The sequence below is a fragment of the Hyunsoonleella flava genome (assembly GCF_004310325.1).
Classification (GTDB): Bacteria; Bacteroidota; Bacteroidia; order Flavobacteriales; family Flavobacteriaceae; genus Jejuia; species Jejuia flava.
Window position 1 is genome coordinate 199,659 of record NZ_SIRT01000005.1, and the last position, 15,175, is coordinate 214,833.

Genomic DNA, 15,175 nt, shown 5'->3' on the forward strand with positions numbered 1-15,175 from the left:
AATTTGGTCTGCAAATATACGTTGAAATCTTTAATTTAAGATAACATCTTCAGGTAGTGGTCTTCCTTTGCCGTCATTACCTTTGCGTCCTCATCTGTCTTATCCTTATATCCGCAGTAATGCAACACGCCATGAATAATTATTCTATGAAGCTCGTCTTCAAAATTAACTTCGAAATCCATGGCGTTATCAGCCACTCTTTCGATAGAAATAAAAATATCGCCTTGTATTATTTTTCCGACCGAATAATCAAAGCTAATGATATCTGTTAGTGTATCATGATTAAGGAATTCAACATTTAATTTGTGAAGATATTGATCATCGCAAAACACATAATTAATCTCTTCTAATTTGTACCCTTCCAACTTTATGGTCTCAATAACCCAATGGGATATGTGTTCTTCTGTGGTGAGTTTAAAATCCGTTTCGTAGTTGAAATTAATCATTAGCTTTTTTAAAATATTGCTGTACTTTCTTTTTATAAACCTGCTGCAAAGGTAAAGCTTGACGGTTTAAAATTTCTGTAGTTTGAAAATATTGTTTTGCCGTTGGTATGTTGCTATTTGAATCATTATCAAAATTATTCGTATTGGTTTCAGATTCTCTTCTGTTTTCCTCTCCTTGCTGAAACGTAGCATTATCTAGCTTTAATAATTGATGTTTTAAATTCATCATTTTTTGCAGCGTTTGATTGGTAAATCCTTTATTCAATAAATCCAATTCTATTTCTTCCATTTGTCTGGAGAGATTTTCTCCAATACCACCTTTGCCTTCTTTTTCTAATCGCTTATCTAAAGCCTCACGCAGTTGCTGTTGCTTTTGATAAATTTCGTAAAGTAAACCTTCCATATCAAAATTAGAGCCTTCACCCTCGCCTCCCGTTTGCTGACCGTTTTCTCCCTCTTTGCCTTGTTGCTTACCGTTCTTGCCTTTTTCTCCTTGCTCTCCATTTTCACCTTCCTTTTCTCCTTTACCCTTCTCTTTGCCTTCACCTTCTTTTGGTTTTCCCTTTTCACCTTTCTTCATGCCTTGTTGCATCATCTGATTGAGCTGCTCCTGACTCATAATGATGTCCGGCAATTGCATATCACCTTGACCTCCTTGACCCATAGACATGCTCATACTTTCTTGCATATTATCCAAAATATCACTTAGCATATCTGCCAAATTGTTAGTAGCAGTTATAGCAAATTGCTGATTGGAAACCCCTTGATACAATTGGTTTTCTGCTAAACGCTCCAAAGCTTTGTCGATATTAAAATACACTTCAGAGATCTCTTTATTCACTTGCTCAGATAGTTTTGGCTGACGTAGCGATAAGGCAAACAAGCTATCATCAATATGCTCAAAATGTTCCTTTAAATAACTTTGGCGTTTTAAATAATTGGCGTAGCTGTTGTGATTAACGTCAATGGATTTAAACTGATCCATCAATGCCTCTTCATCAAACGAAAACAACACTAAATTATCCAATATTTGTCGCAGCATTTCAATGTCCTCTTGCATTTGTTCGCCACTCATCGACTGCATAGAATTTTGCATTTTACTACTGAGCTGTTTCATCTTTTGAGCCGCTTTCTTTTGACTTTTCTGCGCGTTTTGCATATTCTGCTTTTGTTGTTCAGACGGTTCGTTTTGCTCATTTTGCTCTTGAGGTTCTTGTTCTTCTTCCTGTGCCTCTTTTTGCTCTAACGCTTCTGACGCCTTTTGCTGCTCATCTTCAATTTCCTTTTCATCTAGTTTATCCCGGGGAATATCAATTGGCTTTTTTAAGTCCTTACTCTCCTTCTCCAGTTCCTCTATTTGCTTTTTAAAATCCTCAAAACTTTTGTTTAGGGCATCCTGTTTTTCCTTAGTGTTTTCATCTTTTGAAGATTCAGAGAGTTGCTCTTGTTCCTTTGCTAATTGTTCTAAATCATTGGCTAACTTCTCCAATTTCTTCTCTACATAAAATCGTTTGGTAAGCTCTAGCAATTGTTCTAAACTTCGCTTTTTATTTTTATTCTGTTTCGCAACTTCCTCTAGTTTTTTAATCAACTCTTCATTGTTGATTTTTTCCTGCAATTTTTCCAGTTCCTCTAGCAATTTTTCGTTCTCTTTCAATTGCGCTTCGTTTTCCTCCAAACGTTTCTTTAAATCTTCTTTAAAAGGATCCTCTTTTTGCTCTTCCTTTTGAAACTCTTCTAAATTATCCTGCAGTTTTTTATTGAAATTCTTCATCATTTCATCCTGCTGCTTTTGGCGTTTAAAAAATGATGCTAATTTCTTTTTATCATTGAAGTTTAAATTCTTTTTCTCTTTACCGGTTTTGGTCAATTCATCCAAGCGTTTTTCCTGCTCCTCAAACTTCTCAAGTGATTTGTTTAAGTCCTTAATGCTTTCCCCCTGTTCTTTTAGCTGTTTCTCTTTTTCTTCTTCCAGAGTGCGTTTTCGATAATTAAAAACAGGGCTTTTTTTACTTTTAAACCTATTCACCCTATCATTATCAAACACCTGAAAGTATAACTGATAAGGCACACCAGCCGTAATCTCTAAATTATCCGGAAAAGCCGAAATAAAATCTTGAACATTAGAAGACGTAATCGCAATAGCTTCAGTCTTTTTATCTTTCTCATTATCAGAAGGATAATATACTAATTGTAATTTACTTAGTCCATAATCATCACTAACTTGTCCGTAGAAATAAAGCGTTTGCAAATCCAAACTATCTACTTTCATTTGTACATTCAATTCAGGAAATTCATCCTTAACCACATCAATGGAAAACGACAAATTCTCATAATCCTTCAAATTTTTATTGCTCGTGCTTAAGGTATAGTCGTAATCTGAATATAGATTTTTAGAGGCAGAAAAAGTATTATCATTTTTTGAAGTGAAACCAAGGGTATCCTTTGCATACAAAAACACATTATCTGTAGATTTGGTTTGCAATTGCCACGTTACCTTTGTACCCTCAGGAACCACTGCATTCCCTGTGCTTTTTAAAGTTTCATCTCGCTTTTTAGTGTGATAAGGATAATCCAAAACCATCTCAAAACTCAATAACGACGGCACTTCAACTATTTCAAGTTCGTACGGTTTAGAGTTTACTTCATTTGCTGAAAGACTAAACATGATGGGTTGTTGTGGTTGTGAAAAAATATACTCAAACTGTCCAACACCTGTTTGCTGTAAAAAATAAGTCTCATCGTTATATTGAATCTGGGCATTTTCAGGAGCAACTTCCCCAGCTGTTTTTACTAAAAGCTTAAAGTCCTTACCTTCAATTGCCTTCAAATCTTCATTTACTACAAAAAACTGAAACGGTGCAGGTGGCTCATAAGCCGTTTTATAGTCAACTACGCGCTTGTAGCTGTCGCTAAACCAATTAAAATTCCCAGTAGCATACACTAGCAACAAAATAATAATGGGAATTACAGCATATTTTAAATACGACAAATTCTGCTTAAAATTAACCGCCAATTTAAACGGAATTGGGTTCAACTCCACCGATTTCTGGTCAATACTTGCCAGCAATAGTTCCGATTGCTCCTCACTCTCCTTCAATTGAATAACATTCAACAGTTTATCATCTACCTCAGGAAAATGCGTCCCAATAATCTTTGCAGCCTTCTCATAATCAATGCCTTTTTTCAGCTTAAACAATTTCGCTAACGGAATAAACACAAACTTAGTCAGTAACGCCAATTCCACAGCAATAAACATCCAAAACAACACCGTTCTCGCTGTCGTGTTCAGCCATAAAAAATGCTCAATCAATAAGGTCACCAGAAAATACAGCAAGCCAATGGCAAAGAACAAAATGCCGCCTTTTAGCAGCTCATTGGTATGGTACCGTTTTGTAAACCGCTCTAATTTTTGCTGAATATATTTAAAATTATCCATGATTTGGGCATAAATACAAGGGTTTCAAGCCTTTTAAGCTACTAAACTACAATTTTATTTTCTACTTCAATTTAAACCTCCCGTTAAAATACTCCTAATATCAAGGTTTGGGCGCTCCCCTTTGGGTCAGGCTTTCCGCTAATAGTTTTGGCTTCCCGCTGTAGCGGGACCAAAAGCTGCCGCTGCAATCCTTAGCGCACTTATCCGCTTGCATATTTACAAAAACGCAAGCCTTTCTCTATCTGCTAAACTTCTGCACTCTACACTTTGTCTTTATAGAGTACTGCTCTATCTTTGCCACAGTTTTAAAACAGATAAAACATGATTGAAAACGTTCGTGTGCGTTTTGCACCTAGCCCAACAGGACCATTGCATATAGGCGGTGTTCGTACTGCTTTGTTCAACTATTTGTTTGCTAAAAAGCATAACGGTACTTTTATACTTCGCGTTGAGGATACAGACCAAAACAGATATGTTGAAGGCGCGGAGCAATATATTATCGACGCTTTAAACTGGTGTGGTATGCCTGCTGATGAAAGCCCTGTAAAGCCAGGGAACTACGGGCCGTATCGTCAAAGCGAACGGAAGGCCATGTATAAGCAATATGCCGATGAACTGATTGCTTCAGGAAATGCCTATTATGCGTTTGATACTGCCGAAACATTAGATTTCCATAGAAAAGATCATGAAGCAAAGGGCAAAACCTTTATTTACAATTGGCATAATCGTTTAAAGTTAAAAAACTCATTATCTCTTTCTGCAGAAGAAGTAAAAGCGAAGTTGGATGCCGGCGAAGATTATGTGATACGTTTTAAATCACCACAGGATGAAACGCTGCATTTAAAGGATATTATCCGTGGCGATATTCAAATAGACACCAATGTTTTAGATGATAAAGTATTATTTAAAAGTGATGGCATGCCCACCTATCATTTAGCAAATATTGTGGACGACCATTTAATGGAAATCTCGCATGTGATACGTGGCGAGGAGTGGTTGCCCTCTTTAGCGTTGCATTACCAATTGTACCAAGCCTTTGGTTGGGAAGTTCCTGAGTTTGCACATTTGCCCTTGATTTTGAAACCCACAGGAAAAGGAAAATTAAGCAAGCGTGACGGTGATAAATTAGGATTTCCTGTTTTTCCGTTAGAATGGAAAGATCCCAAAACAGGAGATGTGTCTCGTGGCTATAAAGAAGATGGTTATTTCCCTGAAGCTATGGTGAATTTTTTAGCTTTTTTAGGTTGGAACCCAGGAACAGAGCAAGAGATTTTTAGTTTAGATGCCTTGATAAACGCTTTCGATTTAGAACGCGTGAACAAATCTGGTGCGCGCTTTGATCCAGATAAAACCAAGTGGTTTAACCATCATTATATGCAAGAGCAAGCTAATGATGAATTAGCTAAAAAGTTTTTACCAATAATAAATGAAAAGCTGAATGTCATTCAGAGCGGTAGCGAAGAATCTCAGGATGGGATTTCTCCTGCTGGTGGAAATGACATCGACGTGAATTATGTAGAGATGGTTGTTGCTTTAGTGAAAGAACGCGCCACTTTTGTCTCAGACTTTTGGGGCTTGAGTCATTTTTTCTTCACAGCACCAACGTCCTATGACGAAAAAGCATCAAAAAAGGCTTTTAAGGAAGGTACAAAAGATATCTTAAAAGAAGTAGTTTCTATTGTAAATGCCATTGATGATTTTACCGTGGAAACCCTTCAAACCAACTTAAAAGGTTGGATTACCTCAAACGACATAGGCTTTGGTAAAGTAATGATGCCATTGCGTTTAGCATTGGTTGGCGCACTGCAAGGGCCTGATGTGTTTGATATTATGTATATGATTGGGAAAGCGGAGAGTGTTGCACGGATTGAGAAGGCTGTGGCTATATTGTAATTTTTAAATCCAAATAAAGTTGTTTTGAACTATAAATATTCTATTTGTCATCCCGATAAGCCTGAAATTGAATATATTGATACACTCTTGAATGAAGAAGAGGTTTTAGAAATAGCAGGCAGCTACCCTTGGGTTCAACAATTAGAGCTTTTGCATTCGTTAAAGGATGGAGATGTATGTTATAATCCATCGCTAGACTTTGTGAATGAATCCAATAAGTTTAGCTTGGGACTAACTGCTCAAATGGCTAATAAAAGCTTAGAGTTTTCATTATGGTATAACAGAAAAGTTCAAAAAAACGTACTTTTTGGTCTTTTGGGTAAAAAAGTAACCATGGATGTAATTGATAAATGGGGTTTTAGTAAAAATGAGGCATTGAGTTATTTGAAAATTTTCTTGAATCGTGATTTTAATAAACTTGAAAAATTGATGACCTCATAAAATATAAATAAATGAAACTTTTAAAAGTTCTATTTCTTTTCTTGGCAGCATATTCTTTTCATTCTTGCGAGAAAGAACAAGAAAAACCAAATCTCCCCCTCCACAACAAAAAAGTGCTAATTTTAGGCAACAGCATTACCGAAAATGGCAAATACGTTGATTTTTTAGAATATTACCTTAGAAAAAACTACCCTGAAACATCTTTGGATATTATCAGTATTGGGTTATCCGGAGAAACTGTTTCGGGAGGTACTGAAGCAAACCGCTCTGTTCTGAGACCCTGTGTGCACTCGCGATTGGATGATGCCTTACAACTCATCAAACCAGACCTAGTTTTAGCTTGCTATGGCATGAATGATGGTATATATTCGGAGAAAGATAGCGCACGCTTTGACGATTATAAAAACGGTGTACATAAGCTAATTAAAAAAGTGAAAGCAACTAATGCGGAACTCATTTTAATGACACCAACGCCTTTTGATCCAGACCCAATTATAGACCGTGTAGCGTTTGAAGATGAACCACAATCGTATCAGCATCCGTATTATGATTATGGATCTGTTTTATTTGAATACTCCAAGTGGTTAAAAACCCTTGAGAATATTAAAACAATTGACCTTAACACTTATTTGAATAATCAACTTGTTGCCATTAAAACCCAAAAATCAGATAGCACCTTTATTCCGGATGGGGTGCACCCCAATGCCGTTGGTCATTTTTATATGGCTAAAAAAATACTGTCTGATTTGTATCCTAACATCCAAATCAATGATCCGACAGCTTCGATCGCACCTCTTAAGATTGACCCTCTGTTTTTAGTGGTTAGTAACCGCAGAAAAATACGTTCTGAAGGATGGTTAAACTATGTGGGCTATACTAAAGAAGAAACCGTAAAATCAGATGATATCAGTTCTACAATCGAAGAAGTAAAGCAATTGGATTCCGTAATTAAGGAAACACAGTATTATACCAAAGAATAGTTTAAATAGTCTAGAACGATACCATAGCTCCCAAAACCAACATGCTTTGATTACCTTTAAAACGTGCATCTCCACCGGTAGTGTCTAGCCCTTCGTTTTCAAGTTTATTCAAAATATTAGTAAAGCCATAAATGTATTGCGCCTTCAACTTAAAGTTTCTAATGCCTAAAGACGCACCCACAGCGCCATTAAAATTAAATTGTGAAATATTGGTAATATCCTCAGCGGTTAAATTTGCGTAATTATTAATATAATACCCTTCTTGATCCCTATTCTTAAACTCTAATTTTCCGTTGTATTGCAACATTGGTCCTGCATCAATAGTAAAATGATTTGGTATTACTTTTATGTGCATAAGCATTGCTACTTGGGCAGCAAACATTTTGTAGTTTATAAATTCATTTTCGGTACTAATTAGACTCGGACGTCCTAGAATGTCAATATTACTTTCGGATAATTGCATGCCAAAACTAACATTGTACCAACGCAATGGTATATCAACAGTAGCACTTATTCCACCTAAAAAACCATCGCCTTGGGACGTTACGAAATTATCAGTTGTAATATCAAACTTCGTAATACCTCCAAAAACCGAAAAGCCGTTAGTAATTGGATATCTCCCTTTTTGCGCATGGTGAGTTGTAACAAAACATAGTGCAACCGCTACTAATAAAATGTAAGGATTAATTTTCATGGTATTTAGGGTTTAATGCTCAAATATAACGTAAATTAGTAATCCGAAATTTTTAACCATTAAAAAACACAGATATGAACTTCTTTTACATCCCATTTATCGTGTTGGGATTAATTATCTTAATCTCTTCATTCTTCATTGTAAAACAACAAACGGCTGCGGTTATTGAGCGCTTTGGGCGCTTCCAGAGTATTCGTCACTCGGGTCTTCAATTAAAGATTCCTTTAGTAGATAGAATTGCTGGTAAACTAAGTTTAAAAATTCAACAGCTAGATGTCATTATCGAAACGAAAACCTTAGATGATGTATTTGTTCGCTTAAAAGTTTCTGTTCAGTACAAAGTTATTCGAGAAAAAGTGTATGATGCTTTCTATAAGTTAGATTACCCTCATGATCAAATCACCAGTTATGTATTTGACGTGGTGCGTGCTGAAGTTCCTAAAATGAAATTAGATGATGTGTTTGTTAAAAAAGACGACATCGCAATTGCAGTAAAAGCAGAACTTAACGATGCTATGCTTGATTATGGATATGACATTATCAAAACACTTGTAACAGATATTGACCCCGATGCACAAGTAAAAGAAGCCATGAACCGTATTAATGCCTCAGAACGCGAAAAAATAGCAGCACAATTTGAAGGAGATGCGCAACGTATTTTAATTGTTGAAAAAGCAAAGGCTGAAGCAGAAAGTAAGCGTTTGCAAGGGCAAGGTATAGCAGATCAGCGTCGTGAAATTGCACGTGGTTTAGAAGAGTCTGTTGAGGTACTAAACCGTGTTGGCATCAACAGTCAAGAGGCGTCTGCGCTTATTGTTGTAACGCAGCACTATGATACGTTACAGTCTTTGGGTGAAGAAACCAATAGTAACTTAATTCTTTTACCTAATGCACCACAGGCAGGTAGTAATATGCTGAATGATATGGTGGCGAGTTTTACAGCGAGTAACCAAATAGGTGAGGCTATGAAAAATGCTAAAAAGAATCCTTCAAAAGATAAGTAATCTATAGTGTCATTCAGAAGGAGGTAAGACTGAAGAATCTACATGTTATGCTACCGTAGATTCTTCGCTTCGCTCTGAATGACAACTAGAAATTTATGATTTCTTAAATTCAATTTTTTCCTTTTGCTTTTCCTCTTCTTTTGGCTGATTATTGATACTTCCAGGAAATGTTAAAGAGGTACTGGTAAAAGTGGTTCCAAAATTGATATTTGCATAATATACTTGACTTACAGCATCCTTAACCTGATGTTCGGACAATTCTTTTAAAGGATGAATAAACACCGACCATAACACACCATCTGAAACCGCATATTTTACATCTAAGGCTGTATGGAAATTGGCAACCAAAGCAGCTTTGATTAATTCTTCGTTTAAGCTATTAGAATCGGCTATTGGCGATATGATACGCATTCTATTATGATTTTCATCTGTAATGGAAATCAAGGGCACTTCTTTGATATGAAATTGCCATCCACCTGGTTGTCCGTTTATGGAATCACTAATGCTGGTGTAAATCTCTTGAAGTTTGTCATTGGTCATATTTTGAGAAAACCCTAGAAAGGGCAATATCAAAAGAAGGAGTTGCAACTGTCTCATAAAAAAGGGGATTAAGTACACTTTGTCGGAATAAAAATAGAATACTTAAACACCAACCCATGTTAATTTTAATCAAAAGGGTGTCGTTCTTCCCAATCCTGTTTTGGGTTCATAAATCTGAATACTTGCTTTAAAATAGCATTTAATACTCCATTTGTATGTTTTAAATACATGACCATAGGTTTTGCCTTCGCCCCAACAGAACTTTTAATTTCCATGGCGGTTCTGGCAAATACAATAGATTCAAAACCCGCTTCAATACCAAACTTTGTCATATCGTATAGCATGTTTAAGTACAGTTGATTAGGGTATTGATGCTCCGAATCGTAGCCTAAAAAGTAGGTTTCCAATTGTTTGTCATTCAGTATTAAAGTGAAAAAACCAACCAATTCATCTTTCAAATAATACCCAAAAACCTTAAAGTTATCTTTTAGATGAAGTTTGTAATTATAAAAATGACTTTCAGGTAAAATAAAGGTGTTAAACTTTGCATTGTTTGAAACGTTTAAATACAGATCATGAAGTAATTTTGAACTGGTTTTGATAGTTTCTAAATTCATTTCTTTGCAGACAATACTGTTTAGTTTCTTTTTAGCACGTTTATAGCGTCTACGGTATTTTTTGTTCATACACGATATGTAATCACCATTCTCGCACCAATCTTCCCTTATGTTCATGATCATATTGGGTTGTACCGTAGCTTTATGGAGTTTATTTCTTTTGAAAAAGGTATCATCTAAAATCGCATCATCCAAGAAATAGTCCTTTGCCAAAATTAGTCTTATGGTTTTATTGGTTTCAGCTTTTATGGTAGATTCTATTTCAGAAACACCTTTAAAAACTGCATTGTAAAATTCATGATTTGAAATAGACTCAGAATCGAAGTAAAGTCCGTGTTGCCCCGTATGCGTTAAGTTACCAACCACTAAAATATTGCCTTTTAACAATTTTGAAACCGTATCTTTTAGAAAGGTTTTTACGCAGGACACTCTCGTATCTCTAAACATATCTTTTAGATAGAGTTGTACACGTTGAATAAGGGCGACACCGATAAGGGCTTCGCCTTTAAAAACACCTATATAAAAACATTTTATGTTGCTAGGAGCAGCGTTTTCTAAAGCTTGTAAATAAGTAGATTGTAAAAGAATATCGTCTACCGTTAAAGCGTCCCATTCTTGCGGGACATCTTTTATGCTTCTATAAATTTGATAGTGTATCAATACAAAAAGAAAGACTGAAAATTAAACATCTTCAGTCTTTAAATATGTTAAAAGTTTACAAAATTATTGCCACCCACAAATGATTGCTCCCATAATAGCCATAGTTACCATCCAGTATCCGCTATTTATAAGGATGTACTTTGCACCTTTACGCTCAAATAAAGCGTTAGTGCCCAGTACAGGAAGCACAATAAATACGCCAGCAAAAAAGCCATGTAATGCCCCATGACCAAAAGTTCTGTGTGCGGTACCATAATCTGCCATAAATGCGTTAAAAGAAGGCAAAGCGTTTTCAACATCGCCACCAACCATACCAGCAGCTCCAAACTGATGAATGGTTAGAGTAAGCATACTCATTGCTAATAATAATGCAAAGACTAAAGCCATACCGAATATTTTTCCCATATTGGCACCTTTCATTTTTTCTTCGGTCATGTCAGCAGCTTTCATCCAAACGGTTCCAAACACTTTTGGATTGTACCAAACAAAACCAACAACTAAGGCTGAAATTGCAGCAACTAAAATCGCTAAAAAATTAATTTCCATAATATTAAAAAGTTATAGTTAGTACCTAAATATAGCTAAAAAATAAAACGGAAGGTTTTTTTTAACTTTTGAAACAGATTAAAATTTTAGATTAAAGAGGCCTCAGCAACCAGTAAATCGTTTTTGTCCTCCTTTGCTTTTGAAAGAAAGTCTAATACAGATTGATTACGGTCTAAACCGTTATTAAGCATCACGTTTAAGACTAAAGTAACCGCAATTCTGGTGCCTGCTTTTTTTACCGCAGTGTTAAATAGTGGCTCAATGTCATCATATGTAACGTCTTTTGCTAACTCCAGTATTTCGGCGCGTACTTTTAAACGTTTCTCCTCTGGTAAATTGGTGTATTTTTTACCTAATTGCTTTATGATGTCGATAGCTTTTCGCTTAGGCTGATTGTTTTGAGGCTTTTGATTTTTTGGTTGTTGTGGTTTAATTTTGGCCCAAGTATCCCTTAGCCCAACGGTTTTATTGAACACAAGTTTTTCAGAAGTACTATCATCATCCACATTGAAATAACCCAATCTCTGAAATTGGTATCTATCCCCAATTTTAGCCTCTTTTAAACTTGGTTCAACAAAAGCTTCGATTGTTTTTAGAGAATCGGGATTTAAAAACTCCATAAAATCCTTGTCTTGATGACTATCAGGTGCTTCATCCTTAAAGAGTCGGTCATACTCTCTAACCTCAGCTTTTATAGCGTGAGCAGTAGACACCCAATGCAGTGTGCCTTTTACTTTCTTTGAAGTGTCTTCAGAATAAGTACAGTGGATTTCCTTAACCTCTCCATTATCATCCTTAACCACATCTTCTGCTTTAATGATATACGCATTTTTAAGGCGTACCTCACCTCCTAGTTTTAATCTGAAAAACTTATTACTTGCCTCCTCTTTAAAATCTTCTTTTTCAATATATAATTCTCTTGAAAATGGCACTTTTCTATAACCAGCACTTTCATCTTCCTGATTATTTTCAGCATCCATCCACTCTACTTTATCTTCTGGATAATTTGTGATGACAAGTTTAACAGGATTTAGAACTGCCATAACCCTTGGTGCGGTTTTGTTCAAATCTTCACGAATACAAAATTCTAAAAGCGATACGTCGATGACATTATCACGCTTTGCAACACCAACGGTTTCCACAAACTTTCTTAAAGCTGTAGGCGTGTAGCCTCTTCGTCTTAAACCAGAAATAGTGGGCATTCTAGGGTCGTCCCATCCGCTTACAATACCGTCTTCCACTAATTTTAGCAGCTTACGCTTACTCATGATGGTATAACTAAGGTTTAAACGGGCAAATTCACGTTGTTTCGGCCTTAATTTATCTGGGTCAACCACTTGATCTAAAAACCAGTCGTAAAGCTCCCTGTGAGGTTTAAATTCCAAGGAACATAAGGAATGGGAAATCTGTTCAATATAATCGCTCTCGCCATGCGTCCAATCATACATTGGGTAAATACACCAATTATCTCCTGTTCTGTGATGTTCCTTTTTTACTACACGATACATAATAGGATCGCGCATCAGCATATTGGTATGTTGCATATCAATTTTAGCACGCAAAATATGCTCACCTTCATCAAATTCACCATCCTTCATGCGCTGAAACAGTTCGAGGTTCTCTTTAACTGATCTGTTTCTATAAGGGCTATCTACTCCAGGCTCTGTAGGTGTACCTTTTTGTTCTGCCATAGCTTCACTAGATTGCGAATCTACGTAGGCCTTTCCTTCCTCTATCAACATAATGGCCCAATCGTATAGCTGCTGAAAATAATCCGAAGAAAATAAAACCTTATCCCATTGGTAACCCAACCAAGCGATATCGCGCTTAATAGCATCAACATATTCCTGTTCTTCTTTAGCGGGATTTGTATCGTCAAACCTAAGATTTACAGGAGCATTATAATATTCACCCAAGCCAAAACTAATACCAATAGCTTTGGTGTGGCCAATGTGTAAGTAGCCATTAGGCTCTGGTGGAAATCTAAAATGCAAATCGTCACGCGACATGCCATTTGCTAAATCTTCCTCTATAATTTGCTCTATAAAATTGAGTGATTTTCTTTCTTCAGACATAAAATATGTTACAATTGGAAGTTTTTAACCCCTTTAAATAAAATATTGGCAAAATTAGGTAATTTTACCGACTTAAAATCTGTTGTATGGGAATTATAAAGGTTGAAAACATAAGAGTTTTCTCTTATCATGGCTGTTTGAGAGAAGAGACAAAAATTGGTAGTGACTACCGTGTGGATTTAGAGGTGAAAGCCGATTTACAAAAATCTGCCAAAAGCGATGAGTTAAACGATACAGTTGACTATGTGTTTTTAAATAAAGTAGTGCGAGAGGAAATGGACATACCCTCTAAATTGTTGGAAACCGTTGCAAAACGTATTTTAGATAGAATATTTAATGAAGATGCTTTGGTAAAAAAGGCCACCGTGAGTATAGGCAAACTAAACCCGCCCATTGGTGGCGATGTAGAGGTGGTTACCGTAAAAATGACAGATAAGCGTAAAAAGTAATTTTTTGTGAGTAAAAGTCTCAAATTTTTTTACATTTGCAGCACTGATTCCCAATGTCTCGGGAATGACAATTTCAAAGGTCTATCAAAATTTATTTTGATAGATTTCATTTCATAAGGCGTCGTGGCCGAGTGGCTTAGGCACAGGTCTGCAAAACCTGCTACAGCGGTTCGATTCCGCTCGACGCCTCAACTAAAAGCTTCCTTTTATATATTGGAAGCTTTTTTTGTAATCTCATTTTTTTTGGACACCTGCCACGCTTTTGGGCGTGGTTACTCAATCCTTATAACTATCGGGATCGGGAATTTCAAACATAAGGCCTGTACTGAGAGCGCAGTTGAAATATTCAACTCCTTAAGTGGGTGCTGAAAAACCCTAAATTCTGCAAATCAAGTAAGAAAAGTACTGGTGTAAATTACAACTTTTAGTATTTTTAGCAGTACAACCCATTGAGAACATTTTCTCTATATACAAATAGGTTGGCTAAGTTTACCAAATACACCTATGAAACTAATCAAATTCCTTTTACTTTTAACAATTGTTTACTCTTGCAAAACGGATTCTAAAACTGATTTAAAACCCGATTCCGATGTAAATGAAACTTATACAATGTATGGCTTTTTAATTGAGGAATTCGTTCATTCTAGTACAATGCTAAAAGACCAAATTGCTGAAAATCTATCAAATGACAAATTACTTAATGATGACACAACACAAACTTATCATAGTTTAACAACTGAATATTTAAAATATTTGGACAGTGTTTACTGGAAATTATTTGATAAAATAAATGATCAATATGACTATAATGGAGAACTCTCAAATAAAGAGTTGATAAACGAATTTTTCTTCAATGGAGAAAAATATAACGAAAAAGCGACTAAATTCATTTCTAAACTTGAAAGCTATAGAACTGAAATCTTGAAATTGATTACGGATAAGAATTTAGCAGAAAGAGTTCGTAGAGAATTAAATACAGATTCCGTTCAAAATCGTGAAGCTAAGAAATTCGACTATCTGAATTATATGTATAAAGATTTACCTTTAATAAGTGTCTTGAGTCATATGAAATACAGAGAAAAAGTTATAATTGAATTTGAAAATGACTTCTTAAAAAACAGAATGTTGAATGAATAAAACCTACTGTCAACAATGTGTTAGCACAATAACGGCTGAATTTCCTAATCGGAAATTCAACTCGTTTTGCTAAATTAGGTGCGTCAGCCGAAAGTACTCACGCACTTTCCCGTTACTGACGCTTACACAAAACCGTTGTAGGCAATTTTGACCCGTCCTGAATAAAGGCTACATAATTTTAAACATTATGTATAAAAATGACAAAGTAATCAGACGGTATTCAGAACCTTTTAAACTGAAAATTTTAGACGAAC

The 15,175-nt window shown here is 35.8% G+C and carries 13 protein-coding genes and 1 tRNA gene; 7 read left to right on the forward strand and 7 right to left on the reverse strand.

Annotation, left to right across the window (positions count from 1 at the left end; translation table 11 throughout):
• Positions 1–35: 35 nt before the first annotated feature.
• Complete coding sequence (gene ybeY, locus EYD45_RS08510) at positions 36–446, reverse strand: rRNA maturation RNase YbeY (protein ID WP_130964113.1); 411 nt, start codon at positions 444–446, stop codon at positions 36–38.
• The gene (locus EYD45_RS08515; protein WP_130964114.1) at positions 439–3,885 is read right to left on the reverse strand and encodes a DUF4175 family protein; all 3,447 of its coding nucleotides are present in this window, start codon (positions 3,883–3,885) and stop codon (positions 439–441) included. Before EYD45_RS08515 ends, ybeY begins: the two co-directional genes overlap by 8 nt.
• A 321-nt stretch (positions 3,886–4,206) precedes the next feature.
• Between EYD45_RS08515 and gltX the strand changes: the two genes are divergently transcribed.
• Genes gltX through EYD45_RS08530 form a run of 3 tightly spaced genes read left to right on the forward strand, consistent with a single transcriptional unit; the run spans position 4,207 to position 7,199 of the window.
• Positions 4,207–5,778, forward strand: coding sequence for a glutamate--tRNA ligase (gltX, locus tag EYD45_RS08520; protein ID WP_130964115.1), 1,572 nt, complete (start codon positions 4,207–4,209; stop codon positions 5,776–5,778).
• 24 nt (positions 5,779–5,802) lie between these two features.
• Complete coding sequence (locus EYD45_RS08525; protein ID WP_130964116.1) at positions 5,803–6,219, forward strand: hypothetical protein; 417 nt, start codon at positions 5,803–5,805, stop codon at positions 6,217–6,219.
• 11 nt (positions 6,220–6,230) lie between these two features.
• The gene (locus EYD45_RS08530) at positions 6,231–7,199 is read left to right on the forward strand and encodes an SGNH/GDSL hydrolase family protein (protein ID WP_130964117.1); all 969 of its coding nucleotides are present in this window, start codon (positions 6,231–6,233) and stop codon (positions 7,197–7,199) included.
• 10 nt (positions 7,200–7,209) lie between these two features.
• Here the strand turns inward: EYD45_RS08530 and EYD45_RS08535 are convergent, their stop codons facing one another.
• Positions 7,210–7,893: a hypothetical protein gene (locus EYD45_RS08535; RefSeq protein WP_130964118.1), complete on the reverse strand. Its 684-nt coding sequence runs from the start codon at positions 7,891–7,893 to the stop codon at positions 7,210–7,212.
• Positions 7,894–7,967: 74 nt separating this feature from the next.
• Between EYD45_RS08535 and EYD45_RS08540 the strand changes: the two genes are divergently transcribed.
• Positions 7,968–8,897, forward strand: coding sequence for an SPFH domain-containing protein (locus EYD45_RS08540; RefSeq protein ID WP_130964119.1), 930 nt, complete (start codon positions 7,968–7,970; stop codon positions 8,895–8,897).
• Positions 8,898–8,990: 93 nt separating this feature from the next.
• On the opposite strand, the gene EYD45_RS08545 is transcribed toward EYD45_RS08540, so the two are convergent.
• From EYD45_RS08545 to EYD45_RS08560, 4 genes are all read right to left on the reverse strand, one after another.
• Positions 8,991–9,494 carry a hypothetical protein gene (locus EYD45_RS08545; protein ID WP_233702585.1) on the reverse strand — a complete coding sequence of 168 codons (504 nt, stop codon included), beginning with the start codon at positions 9,492–9,494 and terminating at the stop codon, positions 8,991–8,993.
• A gap of 68 nt (positions 9,495–9,562) precedes the next feature.
• Entirely contained in the window at positions 9,563–10,714 is a 1,152-nt protein-coding gene (locus EYD45_RS08550; RefSeq protein WP_130964120.1) for a GNAT family N-acetyltransferase, read from the reverse strand.
• 63 nt (positions 10,715–10,777) lie between these two features.
• The gene (locus EYD45_RS08555; RefSeq protein WP_130964121.1) at positions 10,778–11,260 is read right to left on the reverse strand and encodes a DUF1761 domain-containing protein; all 483 of its coding nucleotides are present in this window, start codon (positions 11,258–11,260) and stop codon (positions 10,778–10,780) included.
• 86 nt (positions 11,261–11,346) lie between these two features.
• Complete coding sequence (locus EYD45_RS08560) at positions 11,347–13,335, reverse strand: glutamine--tRNA ligase/YqeY domain fusion protein (RefSeq protein ID WP_130964122.1); 1,989 nt, start codon at positions 13,333–13,335, stop codon at positions 11,347–11,349.
• Between the two features lie 86 nt (positions 13,336–13,421).
• Here EYD45_RS08560 and folB point away from each other — a divergent pair, with 86 nt between their 5' ends.
• The 3 genes from folB to EYD45_RS08575 all read left to right on the forward strand — a co-directional run bounded on the left by folB (position 13,422) and on the right by EYD45_RS08575 (position 14,921).
• Positions 13,422–13,784, forward strand: coding sequence for a dihydroneopterin aldolase (gene folB, locus EYD45_RS08565; protein ID WP_130964123.1), 363 nt, complete (start codon positions 13,422–13,424; stop codon positions 13,782–13,784).
• 117 nt (positions 13,785–13,901) lie between these two features.
• A tRNA-Cys gene (locus EYD45_RS08570) sits at positions 13,902–13,973 on the forward strand.
• Between the two features lie 315 nt (positions 13,974–14,288).
• On the forward strand, positions 14,289–14,921 hold the full coding sequence (locus EYD45_RS08575; RefSeq protein WP_130964124.1) for a hypothetical protein: 633 nt from the start codon (positions 14,289–14,291) through the stop codon (positions 14,919–14,921).
• Positions 14,922–15,175 lie beyond the last annotated feature (254 nt).